The 24702-nt window shown below is 31.3% G+C and carries 15 protein-coding genes; 8 read left to right on the forward strand and 7 right to left on the reverse strand.

The window, feature by feature from the left end; all coding sequences use genetic code 11:
• The first annotated feature begins 38 nt into the window (after positions 1–38).
• Entirely contained in the window at positions 39–1079 is a 1041-nt protein-coding gene (locus MKD41_RS15315; RefSeq protein WP_240243216.1) for an NAD(P)/FAD-dependent oxidoreductase, read from the forward strand.
• On the opposite strand, the gene MKD41_RS15320 is transcribed toward MKD41_RS15315, so the two are convergent.
• Positions 1060–1449: a DUF983 domain-containing protein gene (locus MKD41_RS15320; RefSeq protein WP_240243217.1), complete on the reverse strand. Its 390-nt coding sequence runs from the start codon at positions 1447–1449 to the stop codon at positions 1060–1062. The genes MKD41_RS15315 and MKD41_RS15320 overlap by 20 nt on opposite strands.
• Before the next feature lie 116 nt (positions 1450–1565).
• Here MKD41_RS15320 and MKD41_RS15325 point away from each other — a divergent pair, with 116 nt between their 5' ends.
• The 4 genes from MKD41_RS15325 to MKD41_RS15340 all read left to right on the forward strand — a co-directional run bounded on the left by MKD41_RS15325 (position 1566) and on the right by MKD41_RS15340 (position 5781).
• Positions 1566–3485 carry an ABC-F family ATP-binding cassette domain-containing protein gene (locus tag MKD41_RS15325; protein ID WP_240243218.1) on the forward strand — a complete coding sequence of 640 codons (1920 nt, stop codon included), beginning with the start codon at positions 1566–1568 and terminating at the stop codon, positions 3483–3485.
• Positions 3476–4408 carry a 1-aminocyclopropane-1-carboxylate deaminase/D-cysteine desulfhydrase gene (locus MKD41_RS15330; RefSeq protein ID WP_371824273.1) on the forward strand — a complete coding sequence of 311 codons (933 nt, stop codon included), beginning with the start codon at positions 3476–3478 and terminating at the stop codon, positions 4406–4408. Before MKD41_RS15325 ends, MKD41_RS15330 begins: the two co-directional genes overlap by 10 nt.
• Before the next feature lie 2 nt (positions 4409–4410).
• On the forward strand, positions 4411–5214 hold the full coding sequence (locus tag MKD41_RS15335) for a glucosaminidase domain-containing protein (RefSeq protein WP_240243219.1): 804 nt from the start codon (positions 4411–4413) through the stop codon (positions 5212–5214).
• Between the two features lie 186 nt (positions 5215–5400).
• The gene (locus tag MKD41_RS15340; protein ID WP_371824274.1) at positions 5401–5781 is read left to right on the forward strand and encodes a sugar O-acetyltransferase; all 381 of its coding nucleotides are present in this window, start codon (positions 5401–5403) and stop codon (positions 5779–5781) included.
• A 110-nt stretch (positions 5782–5891) separates the two neighbouring features.
• On the opposite strand, the gene MKD41_RS15345 is transcribed toward MKD41_RS15340, so the two are convergent.
• Positions 5892–6359 carry a hypothetical protein gene (locus MKD41_RS15345; RefSeq protein WP_240243220.1) on the reverse strand — a complete coding sequence of 156 codons (468 nt, stop codon included), beginning with the start codon at positions 6357–6359 and terminating at the stop codon, positions 5892–5894.
• Between the two features lie 182 nt (positions 6360–6541).
• Between MKD41_RS15345 and MKD41_RS15350 the strand changes: the two genes are divergently transcribed.
• On the forward strand, positions 6542–8479 hold the full coding sequence (locus MKD41_RS15350; RefSeq protein WP_240243221.1) for a YgiQ family radical SAM protein: 1938 nt from the start codon (positions 6542–6544) through the stop codon (positions 8477–8479).
• 52 nt (positions 8480–8531) lie between these two features.
• On the forward strand, positions 8532–10130 hold the full coding sequence (locus MKD41_RS15355; protein WP_240243222.1) for a mechanosensitive ion channel family protein: 1599 nt from the start codon (positions 8532–8534) through the stop codon (positions 10128–10130).
• A gap of 85 nt (positions 10131–10215) precedes the next feature.
• Here MKD41_RS15355 and MKD41_RS15360 read toward each other — a convergent pair whose 3' ends face one another.
• The 4 genes from MKD41_RS15360 to MKD41_RS15375 all read right to left on the reverse strand — a co-directional run bounded on the left by MKD41_RS15360 (position 10216) and on the right by MKD41_RS15375 (position 19975).
• Positions 10216–11199: a PorP/SprF family type IX secretion system membrane protein gene (locus MKD41_RS15360; RefSeq protein WP_240243223.1), complete on the reverse strand. Its 984-nt coding sequence runs from the start codon at positions 11197–11199 to the stop codon at positions 10216–10218.
• A gap of 11 nt (positions 11200–11210) precedes the next feature.
• Positions 11211–18755 (reverse strand): gliding motility-associated C-terminal domain-containing protein, encoded by a 7545-nt coding sequence (locus tag MKD41_RS15365; RefSeq protein WP_240243224.1) that lies wholly within the window; start codon positions 18753–18755, stop codon positions 11211–11213.
• A gap of 75 nt (positions 18756–18830) precedes the next feature.
• On the reverse strand, positions 18831–19337 hold the full coding sequence (locus MKD41_RS15370) for a phage tail protein (RefSeq protein WP_240243225.1): 507 nt from the start codon (positions 19335–19337) through the stop codon (positions 18831–18833).
• A gap of 83 nt (positions 19338–19420) precedes the next feature.
• A complete protein-coding gene (locus tag MKD41_RS15375; protein ID WP_240243226.1) occupies positions 19421–19975 on the reverse strand; it encodes a hypothetical protein in 555 nt (184 codons plus the stop codon).
• A 312-nt stretch (positions 19976–20287) separates the two neighbouring features.
• Here MKD41_RS15375 and MKD41_RS15380 point away from each other — a divergent pair, with 312 nt between their 5' ends.
• Entirely contained in the window at positions 20288–21943 is a 1656-nt protein-coding gene (locus MKD41_RS15380) for a dipeptidyl-peptidase 3 family protein (RefSeq protein WP_240243227.1), read from the forward strand.
• Between the two features lie 113 nt (positions 21944–22056).
• On the opposite strand, the gene MKD41_RS15385 is transcribed toward MKD41_RS15380, so the two are convergent.
• Positions 22057–24564, reverse strand: a complete 2508-nt coding sequence (locus MKD41_RS15385; RefSeq protein WP_240243228.1) for a zinc-dependent metalloprotease — start codon at positions 24562–24564, stop codon at positions 22057–22059.
• Positions 24565–24702: the final 138 nt, after the last annotated feature.

Below are 24702 nucleotides of genomic sequence, written 5' to 3' on the forward strand. Positions count from 1 at the left end.
CAGATATCGGGTTTTTTAACTCAAAATAATTCCATAAAATGCAAGTAGATTATATAATAGTTGGTTTGGGTTTAGCCGGATTGGCTTTTTCAAAAGAATTAGAAAAACATAATAAATCGTTTGTGATTTTTGAAGATAACTCTCAAAACTCGTCAATAGTTGCTGGTGGAATGTATAATCCAGTAATTTTAAAACGATTTACACCTGTTTGGGATGCTATAAATCAACTTGAAATTGCAATACCTTTTTATAAAGATTTAGAAAAAGAATTCAAATCAAAATACCATTATTCCGTTAATATTTATCGAATATTTAAGTCGATAGAAGAGCAAAATAATTGGTTTATTGCAAGTGATAAACCATTGCTTTCAAATTATATGGAACCTAAAATTATTCACGAAAAACACTTTGGTATTAGTGCAGATTTTGGCTTCGGAAAACTTAAAAATACAGGTAGAATTGACACAAAATTATTGTTAGAAGATTACAGAAGTTCTTTAGCAAATAAAAAACGACTTATAAATGAAAGTTTTAAATACAATAATTTAAAAATTGAAGCTAATTCTATTGAATATAATGGAATAAAAGCTTCAAAAATTGTGTGTTGTGATGGTTTTGGATTAAAACAGAATCCATTTTTTAGTTATTTGCCAATGCAAGAAGCAAAAGGCGAATTGCTAATAATACATGCGCCTGATTTATCAATCAATTTTTTAGTAAAAGCAGCAGTATTTGTACTTCCTTTAGGAAATAATTATTATAAAGTAGGAGCCACTTTTAATTGGAAAGATACCACTCAAAAGTCTACAGAAGCAGGTAAGGAAGAGTTGGTAACAAAATTAAAAACGTGTATAAACGTGCCTTTTGAAGTAGTTGACCATATTGCTGGTATTAGGCCAACTGTAAAAGATAGAAGACCTTTGATTGGTGCACATCCAAAATATTCTAATTTGGCAATTTTAAATGGTTTAGGGACGCGTGGTGTTATGATTGCGCCAAAAGCAGCTAAATTATTATACAAGCATTTAGAATGTAATGAAACCCTAGATAAAGAATTTTCTATTGCTCGGTTTTTGTAAATTTTTTATCGTAATGCACAAAAATATTAATCCAAATTATTCTAGAAAAACGTAAAGAAAAAGGAGAGGTTAAAATTAAAACAATAACAATAGGTATAAAACTTTCTAACAAGCTAAGCTTAAAAACAAGTGTAGAAATAATAAATGTAATTATAGAAATACCTACTGTAAGCGCATAAGTTACATACATTGCACCATAATAAAATGAAGGCTCCATCATATATTTTAAATTACATTTAGAACAATGTTCTTTCATTTTAAATGCATTTTTAAATTTTAAGATGTTGTTTTCTTCCATAAAATCACCTTCATGGCATCTTGGGCATTTATTAAATAATACACTGTAGAGTTTAGATCCTTTTTTAAACATTTTTTATTATATTTTCTTGCTCTAAAATAAGAACTTTAATTGAGTGCCTAAAATTTTTATAGTAAGTTTGCAAGGTTTTAGAAAAACACAAAAATATACATTAAATTACAATAGCAATGCTTAACGTACATAATTTATCGGTTTCTTTTGCCGGTTCCGATTTGTTTTCGGGAATAACATTTAAGTTAAATAAAGGAGATAGAATTGGTTTAATTGGAAAAAATGGAGCAGGAAAATCTACTTTATTAAAAGTTATTTCTCAAGATATTGAAAGTTCTGGCGGAACAATGGCATTTGATAAAGATGTGCGCATTGGATTTTTACGTCAAGATATAGATTTTGAAGAAGGAAGAACTATTTTAGAAGAAGCGTATCAAGCTTTTGAAGAAATAAAACAAATTGAAGCAAAATTAGATCAAATTAATCTTGAATTAGCTGAAAGAACAGATTACGAAAGTGATTATTATCACGATTTAATGGTAGATATAAATGAATATACACACCGTTATGAACTGTTAGGAGGTTATAATTATAAAGGAAATACCGAAAAAATTCTACAAGGTTTAGGTTTTCAAAGAGAAGATTTTGATAAGTTAACAAGTACTTTTTCTGGTGGTTGGAGAATGCGTATAGAATTGGCTAAATTATTATTACAGAATAATGATATTTTATTACTGGATGAGCCAACAAACCATTTAGATATAGAATCTATTATTTGGTTAGAAAACTTCTTAAAAAACTACGCAGGTGCAATTGTATTGGTTTCGCATGATAAAATGTTTTTAGATAATGTAACTAACAGAACTATTGAAATTTCATTAGGTAAAATTTACGATTATAAAAAGCCATATTCTCAGTTTTTATTATTGCGTGGAGAGATTAAAGAAAAACAGTTGCAAGCGCAAAAGAATCAAGAAAAAGAAATTAAAGCAACACAATTATTAATAGATAAGTTTAGAGCCAAAGCTAATAAAGCTACTATGGCACAATCTTTAATAAAAAAACTGGATAAAGTTGAACGTATTGAAGTTGACAACGATGACAATGCTGTTATGAATGTGCGTTTTCAAATTTCAAAAGAACCAGGTAAAATTGTTGTTGAAGCAGAGGATTTATCTAAAAGTTATGGCGACAAACATGTATTGGAGAACGTAAATTTACTAATTGAAAGAAATAGTAAAATTGCATTTGTCGGTCAAAACGGACAAGGGAAATCTACTTTAGCAAAAATTTTGGTAGGAGAAATTGCTCATGGCGGACATTTAAAATTGGGGCATAATGTAGAAATTGGGTATTTTGCTCAAAATCAATCAGAGTATTTAGATCCAGAAAAAACGGTTTTAGAAATAATGGAAGATGCCGCTAATGATACTAACAGAATGCGTGTTAGAGATATGTTAGGGTCGTTTTTATTTGGAGGAGAAGCTGTTGATAAAAAAGCTAAAATGCTTTCGGGAGGTGAAAGAAATAGATTGGCACTTTGTAAATTATTACTTTCTCCATTCAACGTTTTAATAATGGATGAGCCTACAAACCATCTAGATATCGCTTCAAAAAATGTCTTAAAACAAGCGCTTCAAAATTTTGATGGTACATTAATTGTTGTTTCTCACGATAGAGATTTTTTACAAGGCTTAACAACAACTGTGTATGGTTTTAAAGATAAGGTAATTAAAGAATATTTAGGTGATATAGACTTTTTCTTAGAGCAACATCAAATAGAGAATTTAAGAGAAGCTGAAAAAAGAACAGTAGTTGAAAAAAAACCTAATAAAGTTAAAAAAGAAACTGTTCAATTATCTAGAGCAGAAGAGAAAGAATTAAAAAGATTAAAGAATAAACTGGCCAAAATTGAGGTTGAAATAGATACTTTAGAAAAAGAAATTTTAGAATTGGATGTTGCACTTGAAAAAGATTATGAAAGTAAAGCTGCTGAACCAGATTTTTTCGAAAATTATAAAGCTAAAAAACAAAAAATAGAAACTTTAATGGATTATTGGTCACAACTAGAAGAAAAAATTGAAGCGTGTTCTTAGAAGCCAAAAAAAGTAACATACAACAAATTTATTTTTCTGAAATAGCAAATTCAGGTGTTTCATTATATATTAAGCGAGAAGATCAATTACATCCGTTTATTTCTGGAAATAAATATAGAAAATTAAAATACAATCTTATAGAAGCGTCTAAACAACAGCAAAAAACATTGTTGACTTTTGGAGGTGCTTTTTCTAATCATATAACGGCTGCTGCAGCTGCAGGATTTCAATTTGGTTTTAAAACAATTGGAATAATTAGAGGAGATGAACTGGCAAACGATTTAGAAAAAGTCTTGCAACAAAATCCTACGTTAAAGTTTGCTTCAGAACATAATATGCAGTTTCATTTTGTTTCTAGAAGTGCGTATAGAGAGAAAACTTCAGAAGTATTTATAGCTAATTTAAAACAACAATTTGGCGATTTTTATTTAGTTCCAGAAGGAGGAACTAATACATTTGCTGTAAAAGGATGTGAAGAAATTTTAAATGATGAAGATATTATTTATAATGTTATTTGTTCATCTGTTGGTACAGGAGGAACAATATCTGGAATTATAAACTCCACGAAAAAACATCAAAAAACTATTGGTTTTCCTGCTTTAAAAGGAGATTTTCTTAAACATGAAATTAAAAAATATGTACTAACTGATAAAAATTGGAGTTTAAATACAGATTATCATTTTGGTGGTTATGCTAAGGTTTCAGAAGATTTAATTCATTTTATTAATAAATTTAAAAGTGAAACAGGCATTCCTTTAGATCCAGTTTATACGGGTAAACTGTTATTTGGAATTGTAGATTTAATAAAAAATGATTATTTTGATGCTGGAACTAATATTTTAGCAATTCATACCGGAGGTTTACAAGGAATTGAAGGAATGAATGTATATTTGAAAAATAAAAATTTAGCAGAAATAGTATAGTAATGAAGGTAAAATATTTTTTAATAGGAGTTTTAACAATCAGTTTATTAGTAAGTTGTAAATCTAAAAAAAAGCTCGCAGAAAAAAAGGTAAAAACTACTCATAAAGAGGTGGTAGTAAAATCTTCAAGAGATACCGATTCTAAAAAGGTAACTGTAAAATCGAATACCAATTCAACTATAAAAAATTCTACTTTAGAGTATATAGAGCAGTTTAAAGATGCTGCAATGAGAGATATGCGTAACTATAAAATTCCTGCAAGTATAAAATTAGCACAAGGTATTTTAGAGTCTTCAAGTGGAAATAGTCTATTAACAAGAAGGTCTAACAATCATTTCGGAATAAAATGCCATAAAGGTTGGGAAGGTGATAGAACCTATCACGATGATGATGAAAAAGGTGAATGTTTTAGAGTGTATAAAGATCCTGCAAATTCGTATAGAGACCATTCTTTATTTTTAACAAGTAGGTCTAGATATTCAAAATTATTTAAACTAAAACCAGGAGATTATGTTAAATGGGCAAAAGGTTTAAGTGAAGCTGGTTATGCTACAGATAGAAGGTATCCTGCAAAATTAATTGCTATAATAGAAAAATATGATTTACACAAATACGATACTCAAGTTTTAGGGAAGTCTTTTGAATATCCTAAAAATAATAGACTTCAAAATCATATTGTTGTTAAAGGAGATACATTGTATTCACTTTCAAGAAGGTATGGTTTAACCGTAGCTGATCTTAAAAAACTTAATAGTTTAAAATCTAATACTATAAGTGTTGGACAAACATTAATAGTTTCAAAATAAACTTTTTTAATGACTGAGAAAGAAAAGATGCTTTCTGGTAAGCTTTATAATACAAGCGATTCATAGCTTTCACTAGAGAGGCAAAAAGCACGTTTGTTATTTAAAAAAATAAATTCTCTTGGCGAAAATAATAAGTAAGAAAGAAATAAACTTTTTTATGAATTATTTGGAGAAGCAGGAGATTCTTTGTGGGTAGAGCCCCCATTTTATTGCGATTATGGCTATAATATAAGTGTTGGAGAAAATGTTTTTTTAAATTTTAACTGTTGTGTGTTAGATGCTATGCCAGTTAAAATTGGAAACAATGTACTTGTAGGACCAAATGTTCAAATATATACAGCAACCCATCCAATAAATGCAAAAGAAAGAGCAACTATGTTAGAGTTTGCAAAACCAATTACAATTGGAAATGATGTCTGGATTGGTGGTGGAGCAATAATTTGCCTAGGAGTTACCATAGGAAATGGTGTTGTAGTTGGAGCCGGAGCTGTAGTAACTAAAAATATACCTGATAATGTTTTTGCAGCTGGTAATCCTGCTAAAGAAATAAAAAAAATTGATAATTAATTTATATCAATTTATAAAAAATATTAGTAGTAGTATTTATTAATCAAAAAAAAGTGCTGCAAAATAAAATCGCAACACTTTTAATATCAGCAAACTAAACAAACTGATTTTTATCTATTTTTAAACTGTTTTTTAGAACCTCTACCGTTTTTAGAACCTTTAGAGTTTCCTTTTTCTCTATTTCCTTTTCTCATAGTTTGTTTTTTCATGGTTTCCCATTTTTCAAATTGTTCTTCTGTAAGAATTTTTTTGAATTCGGCTTTAGTAGCTTGTTGTTTTTCCAATCTTATTTTTTCACGTTCAAAACGTTGATCAGCTGTTGGTCCAGTACCGTCTGGTTTGTTTTTCATGTGTTCTGCTCTATAACTTTCGCGTACTTCAGCAGATTTCAACATTAATTTTTCAATTTGTTTTTCTTGATTAGTATTTAAATCTAAGCGTAATGCTAATTTTTTAGATTGTAATGTTGCTCTTTGTTCTGGTGTGTAATTAGCTCTTTTGTTTTGTCTTTGCCCTTGAGCAGTTGTAGTTAAAGAAAAGAACATTATTATTACTGTTAATCCTACTAATTTTTTCATAATTTAAATATTTTTATGTGTTAATATACTTCTTTGACGTTATTAAATTAAAAAGGTTTAAAAGCTTAACACTCATTAACACTCGTTAACATTAAACATTTATTATTAAAATTTTAAAATGAAATGCGAACAACTAAAAAATCTAATTAGGAATAATTATAAATAGTGTATTTTTGCAAAATATGATGAACAAACTTTCAGATTGGTTGCCTACTACTAATAAAGAGGTGAAACTTAGAGGCTGGGAAGAATTAGATGTAATTCTTTTTAGTGGAGATGCTTATGTAGATCATCCAGCATTTGGACATGCAGTTGTTGGTAGAATTTTAGAAAGTTATGGATTGCGAGTGGCAATTGTTCCACAACCTAGCGTGCATGATAACCTACAAGACTTTACAAAATTAGGAACTCCAAAAATGTTTTTTGCTGTAACTGGTGGTTGTATGGATCCAATGGTGAGTAATTATACAGCTAGTAAAAGAAAACGAGATAAAGATGCATATACTCCAAATGGAGATAAAGGATTTAGGCCAGATTATGCAACTACTGTTTACAGTAATATTTTAAAAGAAAAATTTCCCGATGTACCTGTTTTAATTGGTGGTATTGAAGCATCATTAAGAAGAGTTACGCATTACGATTACTGGAGTGATACATTAAAACCTACGATTTTAGAAGAATCTAAAGCCGACTTATTGGTGTATGGAATGGGAGAACAGCCCTTACGTGAAATTGTAAATTTATTACAAAAAGGAGTTCCGTTTTCTAGTTTAACTACTATTAAACAAACAGCATTTTTATTAGATAAGGATGAAGAAATTCCAAAAAACAAAAACTGGAAAGACATTTTTATTCATTCACACGAAGTTTGTTTGAAGGATAAAAAACTATTTGCATCAAATTTTAAAGTAATTGAGCAAGAATCTAATAAGTTATTTGCAAATAGAATTTTTCAAGATGTTGGAAATTCTAGGCTAATTATAAATCCGCCATACGAGACAATGACAGAAGCAGAAATAGACACTTCTTTTGATTTGCCTTTTACGCGACTTCCACATCCAAAATATAATAAGCGAGGTACTATACCTGCATTTGAAATGATTAAATTCTCTATAAACATACATAGAGGTTGTTTTGGAGGTTGTAGTTTTTGTACAATTTCTGCACATCAAGGAAAATTTATAGCAAGTAGAAGTCAAGAGTCTATTTTAAAAGAAGTAGATCAAGTAGCTAATATGCCCGATTTTAAAGGCTATTTATCTGATATTGGAGGACCTTCAGCAAATATGTATAAGATGAAAGGAAAGGTTCAAGAAATTTGCGATAGATGTGTTGCTCCTTCTTGTATTTCACCTGTAATTTGTCATAATTTAGATACTTCGCATAAGCCTTTAACAGAATTGTATCAAGCAGTTGATAAACATCCAAAGGTTAAAAAATCTTTTATTGGAAGTGGTATTAGACACGATATGTTGGTACCAGAATTTAATAAAAAAGCTGACCCAAAAGAACTTGATGCTTATACTGAAGAAGTAATGACAAAGCACGTTTCTGGGAGGTTAAAAGTTGCACCAGAGCATTCATCAGATCCAGTTTTAAAATTAATGAGAAAACCTTCATTTAAATATTTTCATATGTTTAAAGAGCGTTTCGATAAAATTAACATTCGTAAAAAATTAAATTTACAATTAATTCCTTATTTTATTTCAAATCACCCAGCTTGTGAAGTTGAAGATATGGCAAATTTAGCTGCCGAAACTAAAGATATGGGGTTTCAATTAGAGCAAGTACAAGGGTTTACACCAACACCTATGACAGTAGCTACTGTTATTTATTATAGCGGTTACCACCCATATACGTTAAAACCTACAAGAACGCCTAAATCTAAGCACGAAAAAGAAGAACAACATCGTTTTTTCTTCTGGTATAAGAGAGAAAATCAAGCTTGGATTAGAAAAACACTTTTAAAAGTAGGAAGACAAGATTTGTTACAAAAATTGCTTCCAACAACTAATTCTTGGAGAAAAAATAAATCTGAAAAAGTTAAAGATACTTTTAATGACGCAGTACCATTTAATTCAAAAAGAAAAAAGAAATTTAAAAAAAGAAAAAAAAGATAGAAATTATAGGTTTTTATTGAGTTCTTACAATTAATATTTAAACATATTTAAAATGAAAAAAATAGTTTTATTTTTTTTATTACTTTCTTCAACACTTATTGCTCAAAATAAGGTAAAAGTTGATTTAAGTAATCCAAATTCAACAATTTATACACATTTGTATTTTTTACAGACAGACTCTTATGAGCCTGAAAAAGCAGCTCAAACAATTTATGGTTTTGAAGGTGATGAAGCTGAAGAAATAGCTATTAAATTAAAGAAAATATTGGACGGAAAAGGATTAAAAGTAGACTTTTCTAAAGTTCCAAAAGATAATTCATATTCAGATTCAACAGGATATAAAGTAGGGTATAGGTATGTACTATTTCCTTATAGAATGCCAGATGTTTATGTTGAAAAAATTGGTGATAGTTGGTATTATTCACCAGATGTTTCAAATAATATAGATGTACTGTATAACAATATTTATCCTTGGTATACTGAAAAGTTACAACAAGTTGTTCCAGAATTTGGTAAAGAAAAAGTCTTTAACATAGAATTATGGAAATATTTTGGCTTGTTAATTTTATCAGTTATCTGTCTTGGGGTATTTTATGTTTTAAGAAGAATAATTTATTTTATTTTACAAAAGATTCAATATTGGCTCGTTAAAAAGTCTAATGATAAAATTAAATTAGCATTAAAAAAATTAACTAGACCAATTGTATTATTAATCTTAATTTGGTTTATAAAAGCCGAACTACCTTCATTAGCACTTCCATTAGATTTAAACACATTTATATTTTTGGCTTTAAATATTATGGTTACTGTTTTTTGGATTTATGTATTCTTAAAACTAGTAAAGGTAGTTATGGATATTTATGCTGACTATGCAGAATCTACACACGGTAAATTGGATGACCAACTAGTGCCAATTTTATATAATTTTTTAAAAGGATTGGTACTGTTTCTTGGGTTTCTAAAACTCCTTACTCTTTTTGGGGTTGAACCTGTTACGGTTATTGCAGGGGCTTCAATTGGTGGTATTGCGGTTGCTTTGGCTTCTCAAGATACAGTCAAGAATTTTATTGGTACAATAATGATTTTTGTAGATAAACCATTTCATATTGGAGATTGGATAGAAGCAGGTATTGTAGCAGGTACAGTTGAATCTGTTGGGTTTAGATCTACTACGGTTAGAGCTGCAGATACTTCAGTATATCAAATACCAAACAGTACGTTGTCTGAAATGGTTGTAAATAATAAAGGACTTAGGGCGTATAGAAGGTATACAACCACTTTAGGGTTACGTTATGATACACCTCCAGAACTTATAGATGCTTTTGTAAAAGGTGTGCGTAAAATTATTGAATTACATCCAGCTACACGAGATGATGCCTTTAATGTTGAATTCTCTGGTTTTGGAGATTCTGCATTAGAAATACTTTTAAATGTATACTTTGTTCAATTAGGTTGGAATGAAGAGCAAGCATCTAAACATAGTCTACACATTGCAATTTTAAAATTAGCAGCAGAAATAGGAGTTGATTTTGCATTCCCATCTACAACGGTAATGATTGAGCAATTTCCAGAAAAGAAAAATATTGCTATAGATTATAATATTGAAGAAAGTAGAATTCAAAATATAATTGATGGTATAAAAAAAGAATAAATTTTTTTAAATTTTAGCAAAAGCAAAGAGGCTGTCTATTTTTTAGACAGCCTCTTTTTAAAGTTGTAAACTTTAGTATTAAAAACTAATTTTCTTTTTCAGGATTTTTTAATTCCAAAATATCTTCAGAATGTTGTTTCTTCATCCAATAAAGAGGTGGTTGTCTTTTATGATCATTTCTTTTGTTTTTATTAAGGTTTAAAATAATAGAAAACTCGTGCGATCCATTATTATAATTAGAAAGGTTATTTGTAATCGCATCGTAAGTATATCCAACTTTTAAATTGTCTGTCAATCTAAGTTGAAAAAGACCAGAGACAGATTCATCAATTCTATGTGAGATACCAAATTCTAATTTATCAAGCCACAAAATGCTAGCAGAAATATCTGTTGAAAGTGGAGAATCATTTACCGCTCTTAACATAAAAGAAGGTCTTAGTTTAAATGAATCTCCTAAGTCAAACACATATCCAGAAGATATATAAAATATCATTTCATCTGAAGCACTAGAAACTACCGTACTGCTTTTATCGTAATGCTTGCTTTTTAAAATGTTTACGGTAGATAAGCTTGCAAAAAAGCGATCTGTATAGTAAAACACACCCGCTCCCATATTAGGGTTAAATTCATTAATGTTTTCACTAAACAAATTGTCATTTTCAATACCGAGTTCTAATAAATTTACATCTAGAAAACTACCTCCAGCTTTTAATCCAAAAGCAAGCGTAGAATTTTCATTTGGATAAATAGAATAGGAGAAATCTGCATAGATATCAGTTTCTTTTAATACAAACACTTTATCATTTACAATAGACAAACCTAAACCTACATTTTTATCAGTAGCTCCGTGAATTGATAAGGTCTGTGTTTCTGGGCTACCAGCTTCACCAGCCCACTGACTACGAATGTTTGCAGTAGCAGTAAATAATCCATGACTACCAGAGTAGGCAGGATTGATTAAGCTAAAGTTGTTATAATATTGTGTGTATAATGGGTCTTGTTGTGCATTACTTTTTAAAATGATTAAAAAAGCACTTACAAATACTAATTGTTTAAATATATTTTTCATCTTAATTTTTCTTAATAATTGATGTATAACCAGCCTTTAACTATTTTACTTCCTCCATTAACACTTAACACATAAAAATATGGAGCTGCGGGTAATTTTTTAGATTTACCAGAAGATACGCCATCCCAATAATTTTGATAATTTTTGGATTCATAAACTATGTTTCCATATCTATTATAGATTTGGATACTGTTATTAGGATATTTATGAAGTCCTTTAATTATAAACTCATCATTAGCTCCATCTCCATTAGGAGAGAACCCTTTCGGTATTTCTAACTCACCACTATCACAAACATCACCAATTCCATTACGGTCTAAATCTGCTTGATTGGCATTTGGAACTGTAGGACAATTATCTATGACGTTATTTACGCCATCACCATCCAGATCATCATCACAACTATCTGCAATACCATCATTATCTAAATCATCCGAAGTAAAAGTTATAATAGCCATTTCTGATGCACTATTCCCCGCATTGTCAACAGCTGTTAATGTTACCGAAGTATCACCTAAAGTAGGACAGTTAAATGTTGTTTTATCTAAACTCATAGTAGCTATTCCACAAGTATCAAAACTACCATCATCAATGTCATTAGCATCGATGGTTGCATTTCCATTACTGTCTAATTCAATAGAGATATTTTGTGTTATTACTATTGGGGCGTTTACATCTTCAACAGTAACTGTAGTTTCACAGAAACTAGTGTTTCCACTTGTGTCTGTTACAGTTAGTGTAATGGTGTTTTCGCCAATATCAGCACAGTCAAAAGTGTCTTTATCAATTATTATAGAGGCAATTCCACAATTATCTGTTGAACCGTTGTCTATTTGATCAACAGTAATACTTGCACTTCCAGTTTCATCTAATTGAATTGTAAAAGGAGCAGCACAACTAATTGTTGGAGCAATTAGTTCTTTAACAGTTACTATGGCTGTTGCACTTGTGCTATTTCCATTTGTATCTGTTACTCTTAATGTTACTGTATTATCTCCAATATTAGTACAATCAAATGTTGTAATGTCTAATTCTAAAGTTTCAATTTCACAATTATCTGTTGAGTTGTTATTAATTTGGTCTGCTGTAATTGTAGCATTTCCATCGATGTCTAATTCAACAATTATATTTTGAGTGTTTACTGTTGGAGCAATATTATCTTGAACAGTAACAATAGCATTGGCGTTAGCAATATTTCCGTTACTATCAGTTACTGTTAATGTTACTGTATTATCTCCAATAGTTGCACAATCAAATGTTGTAATGTCTAATTCTAAAGTTTCAATTTCACAATTATCTGTTGAGCTGTTATTAATTTGATCTGCTGTAATAGTTGCAATTCCGTTTGCATCCAATTCAATAATTATATCTTGAGTGCTTATTGTTGGTGCAATATTATCTAGAACAGTAACAATTGCACTGGCGTTAGTACTATTTCCGCTACTATCAGTTGCTGTAAGTGTTATTGTGTTTTCTCCAACATCAGTACAATCAAATGTTGTAATGTCTAATTCTAAAGTTTCAATTTCACAATTATCTGTTGAGTTGTTGTTAATTTGGTCTGTTGTAATAGTTGCAGATCCGTTAGCATCTAATTCAATAATTATATCTTTAGTGCTTATTGTTGGAGCAATATTGTCTTGAACAGTAACAACTGCACTGGCGTTAGCACTATTTCCATTAACATCGGTAATGGTAAGTGTTATTGTGTTTTCTCCAACATTAGTACAATTAAATGTTGTAATATCTAATTCTAAAATTTCAATTTCACAATTATCTGTTGAGTTGTTGTTAATTTGGTCTGCTGTAATAGTTGCAGATCCGTTAGCATCTAATTCAATAATTATATCTTTAGTGCTTATTGTTGGAACAATATTGTCTTGAACAGTAACAACTGCACTGGCGTTAGCACTATTTCCATTAACATCGGTAATGGTAAGTGTTATTGTGTTTTCTCCAACATTAGTACAATTAAATGTTGTAATATCTAATTCTAAAATTTCAATTTCACAATTATCTGTTGAGTTGTTGTTAATTTGGTCTGCTGTAATAGTTGCAGATCCGTTAGCATCTAATTCAATAATTATATCTTGAGTGCTTATTGTTGGTGCTATATTGTCTTGAACAGTAACAATTGCACTGGCGTTAGCACTATTTCCGCTACTATCAGTTGCTGTAAGAATAACTGTATTTTCTCCAATATTTGCACAATTAAACGTTGTGGTATCTAAAGCTAAAGTTTCAATTTCACAATTATCTGTTGAGCTGTTATTAATTTGGTCTGCAGTAATTGTTGCAGATCCGTTAGCATCCAATTCAATAATTATATTTTGAGTGTTTATTATTGGAGCAATGTTATCTTCAATAGTCAAAATTGCATTTTCAGATGATACATTTTCATTAGTATCTACAACATATAATTTAATTGTATTTTCTCCAAGATTGGAACAATTTAATGTTTGTTCTGAAAAACGTGTAATATTATTAATTTTAGCTCCTATACTTTTAATTTCGCAATTATCTGTTGAACCATTGTCGAAAATATTAGGTGAAATAGTAACTTCTCCATTTTCATCTAATTGTACGGTAACGTCTTTTGTCAAAACTGTTGGAGGAATGTTATCTTCAACCGTTACTGTAGCAGTGCAATAGTCAGTATTACCAGTGCTATCTGTAATAGTTAGTGTAACTATGTGTTCTCCTATATCGGTACAAGAAAAAGTAGCATTATCTATAGCTAAACTTACGGGGCCATCTGGATCAAAGGATCCATTATCTATATCAGAAGGTAAAATTGTAACATTACCTGTAGCGTTTAATTGTGCTGTAAAATTTTGACAAATTGCTGTTGGCATTGAATCTACTACTAATACAACGTCATTTCCATCTCCACCGTCATATTTTACAAATACAAATTGACCGTTAAAAGGTATTGATGCATTGTTTGGAAGATCGCTAAAAGTTCCAATAACAGCATCAGTACCGTCATTATCGATAATTATAAATTCGTTAGCTTCTGGAAGGGTTCCAACAAAATTATTAACCAGTGTTAAGGTTGCATCAGTTACATCTACTGTACCATTTACTACAATTTGGTCGTAATCTGCTCCTGGAGTAGTTATATCGTTTATTTCAAATTCTGCCGTGTCTCCAGAACTTAATGTAAAGTTTCCATTAACAGTGACTTGTCCTGGCGATTGCCCTGGAGCAAGTATTCCATTAATAAAAGTATTTGAAGCATTGAATATTGCATATCCGGGTATTCCAGTTGGGGTATTAATTTTACCTAAGCTTGCTGTTGCGGTTATATCTCCTCCTGCTGAAATAGGACCTATAAGTGTGGTTATATTTATGGCTGGATTAATTAGAGCTGAACTTGTACCATTTAGTTGAATACTACCTCCAACACTTGTAATAGAGGTAGTATTATTAAGATAAAGCCCAATATTATTAGTTGTTCCATTACCTCCAGTACCGTTTATTTGTATAGAACCTGTGCCAGTTGCATTTATTAGAGAGCCAATATATGTTCCATAGTTATTTCCGCCTGCAGTTCCAGTAGAAATTCCATTAACTGTTATATTTCCATTCTCTGTACTTACTTCAGTTCCGTTGGTATTTATTTCCAAACCATAATTACCACCTGTTCCATTCCCACTTGTTCCATCTATAGTTATCGTTCCATTTCCAATTGTTGAAACCGTTGCTATATTTCTAATACTGGTTCCCAGATTAAAAGAACCTGTTGTTCCAGAATTACCGGTTCCAGAAATAAAAATATTTCCTCCATTGGAAGTTACCGAAACATCACCTTGTATTTCAATACCTCTGTTTTGTTGAACTCCTGTACCACCAGTACCTGTTATGTTTATAGACCCTGTTCCCATATTCCTTACTAATGCCAATGAAGAAATACTAACTCCTTGGTTAAAATTACCTGTACCATTTCCACCGGTACCAGTTAAAGAGATTTCACCAGTATTAGTCCTTACAATTGATGCATTTTGTATTGCAATTCCAAAATTATCACTATCACCAATTCCTCCAATTCCTTTAATATTAATAGAACCTCCTGCCAAATCTTCTACAGTAGCACCTTCAATAGATACTCCTTTATTATAACTTCCAGTAGAAGTATTATCAGCTGTTCCTTTAATAGTGATACCTCCACCATTAGATTGTACAAGACCAGTATTATCAAATAATACTACTCCTCGGGCCCAACTATCACTTTGACCTCCATTTCCAGTTAAAGAGATAGCACCATTTCCACTAGTAATAATATCAACATCACCTATAGTTAGTAATCCCAAATTGTCTCCATAACTACCAGATCCTCCAGTTCCTGTTACACTTATATTACCATCAACAGCATTTATACGTGTTCCGTTATTTAATCTTACACCTTGATTAAAGAAAGTTCCGTCTCCTCCAGTTCCTGTTAGAGCAATGGCTCCTGCTCCTGTATTTCCTATAGTAGCTTCATTTACTTCGATACCAAAGTTACTTGACCCAGACCCACCAATAGCACCTTGCCCTGTTATATCTATAGTGCCACTAGCTGCACTAATAGTTGTTCCCGAACCATTAATAAAAACCCCTCTATTTGAATCAGAGTTACCTCTTCCGTTACCTTCTAAAATAATAGAACCTGCGTTTGTTGTCCGTACCACGGAATTCCCTACTATTTGGATACCATCATTATAACTTAATCCATCTCCTCCCGTACCCGTTAAAGCAATATTTCCACTTGTGGTATCTTTTATAGTTGAACCTCCCTCAATAGATATACCATAATTTGCATCAATACTACCATTTCCATTTCCAAGCATTGTAATTCCTCCGCTAGCTGTTATAGCATCAGCATTAAAAAAGACAATACCTTTATTAAAACTCATTCCATTTGTAGCATTTCCTGTAATATCAATAGCTCCAGTTCCAGTTGATTGAATTAAAGCATCACCGATAATAGTAACACCTTCATTATTGTTTCCAGTACCGTTACCACCTGTTCCATTAAGAGAGATATCTCCATTTACTGAAGATATAGTTGCTCCTGCACCTTTAAGGAGAATCCCTTGGTTAGCACTTACTCCTGCACTTCCTGTTCCAATTAGAGTGATTGTTCCACTATCTGTACTCTCAATAAATCCACCATTTTCTAATTGAATTCCATGATTATCATTTCCAGTTCCTGCTCCAAATCCTGTAAGCAATGTTCCTCCTCCATTGTTTCTTATTCCAGATTCAGCACCAGCGAGCACAATACCTTTGTTAAAGTTTGTTCCTCCTGTTGCAGTTCCTAATAATTCAATTAATCCAGCTGATGATTCTACTATTGCCGCCCCTGCAATTGTAACACCTTCATTATTGTTTCCAGTACCATTTCCGCCAGTACCAGTTAAAGAGATATTTCCAGTATTGGACTGAATTTTTGTATTAGTACCAACTAAGAATACTCCAATATTAGTATTAATTCCACTACCACCATTACCGTTCATACTAATACCTCCGGTTCCGGTTTGTATAACAGTTGACCCAGAGGAAATAAAAATACCTTGATTACTATTTCCTGTTGAAGTAGTGCTCCCTGTCCCATTTATATAAATGCCACTGGCATAGGCATTGGTTACCGAACTATTTTCTAATATTGCAACTCCTCTATTTTCGTTTCCTAATCCACCAGCTACTCCATTTAGACGAATATCTCCTCCATTAGAAGTAACACTGGCCCCAAAACTAATTTGTACTCCATTATTTGAATTTTCTCCGGTACTTGCACCTGTACCATTAAAAGTAATGGCACCTGTGCCTGAAGTAATTACTTGTGCATTACCTTCTACCACAACGCCATAGTTAAAACTGTTCGTCCCTAGGCTTTGTGCGGTTCCTGTAAATAAAATATTACCAGATCCAGTAGTTTCAACCATAGATCCATTCCATATTAAAACTCCATCATAGTCTCCTGAGGTATTTCCATTTGCTAATAGGGTAATATTTCCATTTTCAGCAGTTACAGAAGCAGCTGAGTTTATAATGATCTTAGAGTCACTAGTCATTGAAATGAAACCAGTTTCTGTGGTTGATATATCTTGTATTACCGAAATAGCTAAAGCATTCACTGTAATATTTCCAGTGCCAACACTGGTTGGGTTGGTTTGAAAGTTAACATAATCGTCAACGTCACCATTTATAGTTAAATCTGCATCAAAAGCAGCGTCAACCCCTTGCACAGATATAGTTTCTGCTTGAGTTCCCCCATTAATAGTTAATGAAATGGTTGGGTTAGAAAACACCATAGATTCAAAGGTGCCATTATTTGAATAAAATTGAGTATATCCAGTAGATGTATCATTTTCTAAAACTGCGTTGTTAGCACTATTGGGTAAATTAAAAATTAAGTCATTTACAGTAGAACCAGACATATCTATAGGTTCTAAACCGGTATAATTTATTTGATTACCATCTAATAAAATACTACCATCATTGGCGTTGGTAAAATTACTGATTACTGTAGCAAAAGTACCTCCAGTTATGGTAAGTATGTCTCCAGGCATTGAATTGTTTTGATCACCACCATTATAACTAATAGGTATATTTATAGTATCTTCTGAAAAATCTACAATAAATGTATCATCACCTTCTAAAGTGTTAACTAAAATACTTGTTATTCCTGTACCGGGTATTGTAATTGTACTTGTTCCGCTTCCCGTAGCACCAGGAATATTAGTAGATATTTCTAAACCACTATTGTCTGTAATGATAAAAGCCCCATTGGCATAGGAAATAATTAAATCATCATTTTTACCAATAGTGTCTTCAATAGTTAAAATACCACCCACTAGTGTTACCAAAGTTTCATCAACTGGAGGTAATACATTGTAGGAGCAATTTTCATTTGCAGTTGGGCTAAAAATTGTAGTATTATTATTTTTCCAATTAGATACGTTATTTATTATAGCTGAAAGTTCAACAGCAGTGCCCGTTAACGTATTTCCACTAGCAAGACTGCAATCAAACTGCCAGTTGTCAGATTCTGCTGAACCTGCAGAATACAATCTAACAGCATTTACACCATTTTCCAATTGATCTGGAAGTGCAGAAGTTGAATTATTTATAGAAACTCCGTCCCAATTTGCGTCAGTTCCTGTAGCATCGTTATACTGTAGACCAGCAATAAAAACTGGAGCTGCAATGGTGCCTTGAATTGCAAAAAGTTGATCACCAATTATAGCGTAAGCAGCCGGAAAGAGTAAGCTCATATCTATGGTTACCACCTCTCCTGCAGATCTTGCTGAACCGCTGGTCCAAGTAAATTCGCCATCACCCCAAAAGTTTGTGAAACCAGTGGCATCATCCCAACCTCTGTCGGTAAAGATAATTGTGGTTGCAGCATCAATATCTTTTAGTAAAACAAAGGATACAGAATCTATAAAATTTGTTGCCCCATCGGTATTACTACCCACAAAAGCAATATCTCCTGGAGCAAGTGTTGTTTGAGCATTTGTGTAAAAAACAGTTAGTGTTACAACCAACAAGAGTGTAATTTTTTTCATAATAGATAAGTTTAGGCTCCTTTCAACTATGAAAGTGAACTTTAGTGAATTTTATAGGCGATAAAAGCAATCTGTTTAACTTCTTGAAGGGAAAATTCCAACTAATGCAATACAATAATTTATTCCTAAAAAAGGATCTCTTGTACTAAATGATTGTCCACCACCAGTATTGCCAACGGATGTAGCTGCCATTACTTTATCTGTAGCAGCACCAAAAGCATTAGTTCCATCGCCAGCTATAAATGCTCCGGTAGGATCATCCGTAGTGCCCTCTTCTTTCGCATTTACTGGGTGGTTGTGTGCAGGCAGATTTGCAACAGTAAGTGTACGGTTTTCAGCGCCACCTTTTTGTCCTTGAACTACATTGTTTAGTCCAGGTCCTTGACCAAAATGTATTCCACTTCTACCTCTAAGGTCCGGTAGTGCAAAAGTAGTTCTGCCGTCACCACCATAAGTAGTTCCCAATAAAGAAAAAAGAGCTTGGTTTGAATTAATAGCTAAAAGTTGTCCATCGCATTTAGCCCATCCACGTGGTGCAAAATTAAATCCGAATGCTTGTATTTGTCCTAAAAATGGTTCCATAATAATTGATTTTTAAAAGTTAGTTAATATTAATTTTTAAGAAGATTTAGCTGTTACTTAAAAAAAACAGTTAAACATGTATTTTAGATAGAAATATTAAAAACAACAGATGAATTGTTTTTAGCACCTTTTTTTATAGGAAATAAATTATCTTTTAATTGGATATTTTCTTCCCAATGTTTTCCCGTAATGTTAGCTCCAAAATCATTTATTAATAATTCCGTAAAATATGTTTTTGAATTATTAGATACTTTAAAATAGATTCTGCTCATTTTACCTTTTTCCTTATTAGGAAAGTCGGTTACAAAATTGTATTCACCATTAGTATTGGTTTTTAATTTTGCATGATGTTTGTATGTATTTGAATTTGGAGATAAATGCCAAACCTCTATTGAAGTATTTGATAAAGGGAAAGTTCCGGTTTTATCAAATATTATCCCTTTTACAGATAAATGTTTTCCAAATAATGATGAGGTTCTCAAATCAGTAGTCTCTTTGGCATAAGGATTATATCCATCAAATGGACTTTCTGTATTTGTAAAAGAAGTAGCAAAAGTAGGTGAAGAAAATAGTGCTAAACCTGTTGCTGCAATTGCGGTATTGCGCAAAAACAACCTTCTAGAAGGAAGATTTTTCATGAATAAATTTGATTAGTTAGTATTGTAAATGTAATAAAAGTTACATAAAAAACAATATTTTTTTAAAAAAAATCATAAATACACTTGTTTTGTTGAATAAAAATCAGTAAAACAATTAAAAGATTAAATAGTATTTAATTTAAAGGTAAGTCTTAATTTTAATGTTATAAAATTAATATAGTATTGTGTCACAATTTTTTTATTTAATTTTATAACTTAAATTTAAATAAATGTTTATCAAAATTAATTGTTGAAAAGAAAATTTAAATAAAATTATTTATAATAAATTACGTTAAAAAACACCAAATACTTATGAAAAAAATAGCCGCATTAATTGTTTTAGCAATTATGTTTTCTTGTAAAGAAGATAAAGAAGCGCGTAAACCTGTAAAACAAGTTACAGTTGAAAGAGAATTGACAGAAATGGATAAGAATTTAGAGAAATATGTGTCATTTAAATTAACTTCAGATTTAAATGTTTTAACCGAAAATCAGCAAAAAATGTTGCCATTATTAATTGAGGCCGCAGATAAAATGAATGCTCTTTTTTGGTATGAAGCCTATGGAGATAAAGATGAATTACTAGCCAAAATTGATGCTTCCGAAACGAAACAGTTTGCTGAAATAAATTATGGTCCTTGGGATAGATTAGACGGAAATAAACCTTTTGTTGAAGGAATAGGAGAGAAGCCTTTAGGAGCAAATTATTATCCTATAGATATGACAAAAGAAGAATTTGAAGCCTTTTCTGATGAAAATAAATCTAGTTTATACACTTTTGTTAGAAGAGATGAAGATAGAAATTTAAAAACTATTTGGTATCACGAGCAATTTGAAAAGGAAGTGAAAGAAGTTTCAAACTTATTATTAGAAGCTTCAAAATTAGCTGAAAATGAAGGACTAAAGAATTATTTAGAATTACGTGCGCAGGCATTTTTAAACGATGACTATCAAGCAAGTGATTTTGCGTGGATGGATATGAAAACAAATACACTAGATATTGTAATTGGTCCTATTGAAACTTATGAAGATCAGTTGTTTGGAAATAAAGCTTCACATGAAGCTTATGTATTAATAAAAGACCAAGAATGGAGTAAAAAATTAGAGAAATTTGCACATTTTTTACCAGAGTTACAAAAAGGATTACCTGTTGATGAAGCATATAAAACGGAAACACCTGGTACAGACTCTGACTTAAATGCGTATGATGTTGTGTATTATGCTGGTGATTGTAATTCTGGAGGAAAAACAATTGCTATTAACTTACCAAATGATGAAGAAGTTCAATTGCAAAAAGGAACAAGAAGATTGCAGCTAAAAAATGCAATGCGTGCAAAATTTGATAAAATATTAATTCCAATTGCTGATAAAATTATTGATGAAAGTCAACGTAAGCACATTACTTTCGATGCATTTTTTGCCAATACAATGTTTCATGAAGTTGCCCATGGTTTGGGAATAAAAAATACCATTAATGGTAAAGGAACTGTAAGGAGCTCTTTAAAAGAATTAGCTTCTGCATTAGAAGAGGGAAAAGCTGATATTTTAGGATTGTATATGGTACAGCAATTACATAAAAAAGGAGAAATTGATGGAGATATAAAAGATTATATGACCACTTTTATGACAGGGATTTTTAGATCTGTTCGTTTTGGAGCTTCAAGTGCACACGGAAAAGCAAATATGATTCGTTTTAATTTCTTTAAAGAAAAAGATGCTTTTACTAAAAATGAAGATGGAACTTATAAAGTTAATTACGATAAAATGCAAACAGCTATGGAAGAGTTGTCAACTATTATTTTAACCTTACAAGGTAATGGTGATTATGATGGTGTAGCTAAATTGGTAGCTGAAAAAGGAATTATATCAGAAGATTTGCAAAAAGATTTAGATATGTTAAGCGAACAAAATATACCTGTAGATGTTGTTTTTGAACAAGGTTTAGAAGCTTTAGGTTTACAAGAATAACCAAAATATTAATTATTATGGGAACCTAAATCAAGTTCGATGGGTTTATTAAAATCATAAAAAAAGCCTCCAAATTGGAGGCTTTTTAATTAAATTCTTTTGAATTTAATTTATTATTTAGGGTCTAAAATAGCATCAATACGTTCTGCAATATCTTGTAAATGATATCTTGTAATTGTATTTGGTGCTGCATTAGCAGCTCTTTGAGCATCTCTTTTAATTCTATTTAATTCACCTCTAACAACTGGAATTATATCTGATTGTTTTACAGTAACAGTTGTGCTTTTTACATAGCTAGATTTTCTAGAAGGTGTTCTAGAGTCACTTGCAGTCATTAAGCTTGCAAGTTGTTCTACATGTGCTCTTTGTAAGTTTCTTCTGTAAGTGTCAATACTTCTTCCAGAGCGTAATTCTGTCCAGATACCATTTCTTAAATCACTCATCATAGAAATTAATGAGTATGCTTCAGAGCCGTTTAAAGTTTCATTTTCAATCATACGCATCATTCTTCCTAAGCTTAAAACGTTGTTAAGTGTTCTTACTTGAAGACCTCTAACGCGTTCTGTAATTCCAGAGTATTCAGTTTTTCCAATAATTTCTTTGTCGATTAACCAAGTTGGTGTTTTAAATAATTGATCTACTACAAAATTCAAACTATTTTTTTGACGTTCTTTAGGTACATGCGTGTATACTAAACCTTCTTGATCTGAAGTTTTAAAGTTTTCATAAACACCACCTATATTTGATGAAACATGTCCCATATATCTATTAAATTGAGAAACTACATGACCGTACATTTCAGATAAATCGTCATAATTTTCACCTTTTTTAGAAGTCCAGTCAATCAAATTATTCATAATAATTTTTAAATTTGAAATACCGTAAGCACTTGCTTTAACAGCATCATCTCCTAAATCTTCAGTTTGAGAGCTAGGGTCTACAACATCTCCAGCTTGTTGGTGACCAAATCTGTATAATGGGTCGCCAGCATGTTCTAAAATCCAACTATCTAAGATTTCTTTTTCATCTTCAGGAGTTTCAGCTTCTAAGATTGGGCGGTATCCCCATTTCATTGCATATTTATCATACACACCAATATTAGGCATCATTGCAACACTTTCATCTCCAGGTTGCGCAATATAATTAAAACGTGCATAATCCATAATTGAAGGGGCAGTACCATATTTTTTAGTGAAAGTAGCTGATCTTAGAGAGTCTACTGGGTATGCAGAACTACTTCCCATATTATGAGGTAAACCCAATGTGTGTCCAACTTCATGTGAAGAAACAAATTTTATAAGTTCACCCATTACTTCATCTTTAAATCCAACTTTTTGTGCTTCAGGATTAATAGCAGCTGTTTGTACAAAATACCAACCTTGTAATAAACTCATTACATTGTGGTACCAGTTAATGTCTGATTCTAAAATTTCACCAGATCTTGGGTCGCTTACATGAGGACCATTTGCATTTGGAATTGGAGAGGCTAAATAACGTACTACAGAATAACGTATATCTTCTGGGCTATATTCAGGGTCTTCTTCTTTTGTTGGTGCGTCTTTAGCTATAATTGCATTTTTAAAACCTGCTTCCTCAAAAGCCACTTGCCAGTCTTCAATACCTTGTTTAATAAAAGGTCGCCATTTTTCTGGAGTTGCTCTGTCTATATAATAAACTATTTGTTTTTTTGGTTCAACCAATTCACCTCTTTTAAATTTTTCAATATCTTCGTCTTTAACTTCTAATCTCCAACGATCTAAATAAGTAATGGTTTCACTTTTTTGAGCTTCAGAACTATAATCTATTTGACTAGAGGTAAACCAACCTACACGTTCGTCAAAAAGTCTTCTTTTCATTGGTTCTTTTGGAAGTAAAATCATAGAATTACTCATCTCAACAGAAACAGTTCCAGTACTTGAATTTGATGGTGGTGCACCTGCACTATATGTTTTTACGTGTCTACTTTCTATGTTTAAAGGGTAACTTTTAATACTGTCAATAAATGATTTTTGGGTATCTAATCTTGTAATTTTGTAACCTTTTCTAACTCTATCAGGTAAACCTAAAGCTTTTACATCAGTAGCATATAAGTCTGTTACATCTATAACTGTTGCAGTTTTATCTTCAGATAAAGCTTTAATTGGAAAAGCATATAAAACAGGTTCAAAGTTTGAGTTTGTAACTGCTTCGTGTACTGGTAAATCTTCATCAGCTACAACATTATGAGATACAACTCGTAATAAAATTTGTTTTCCTTTTTTTTGCCAGCGTAAAACTTTTGTATTTGCTTTTTGTCCACCAAAACTACTATTGTTTGAAGTGTTTTTGGCTATTCTAGTAACCATTAACATTTCTCTTTCTAGTAAAGAATCTGGAATTTCAAAAAGGTATTTATCATCTACAAAATGGACTTTAAATAAACCTTCATCGGTTTTTGCATCTTTGGTAATTACTTTTCCGTAAGGAAGTATATCACCTTTTTTTGGTTTTGGTGTTGCTGCTGCAGCTGCTTTAGCAGCAGCTTCTTGTTCTTTCTTTTTCTTCCTTTGAGCATCTGCTTGGGAAGTAACACCCACTATTAATAGTAGTGTTAATAGTGTGGTAAAAAATTTACGAGTCATGCGTTTTTTATGATTAATTAATGATTAAAAATTATTAAACGCCTAATTTATTAAACCTCAGTACAAAAAATCTTAAAAAATTGTTAAAGAAAAAACCGTTATTAGTAATGTTAAACTATTTTTTAACAAATTGATTTT

Origin of the sequence: Lutibacter sp. A64 (assembly GCF_022429565.1) — a bacterium.
Lineage (GTDB): Bacteria > Bacteroidota > Bacteroidia > Flavobacteriales > Flavobacteriaceae > Lutibacter.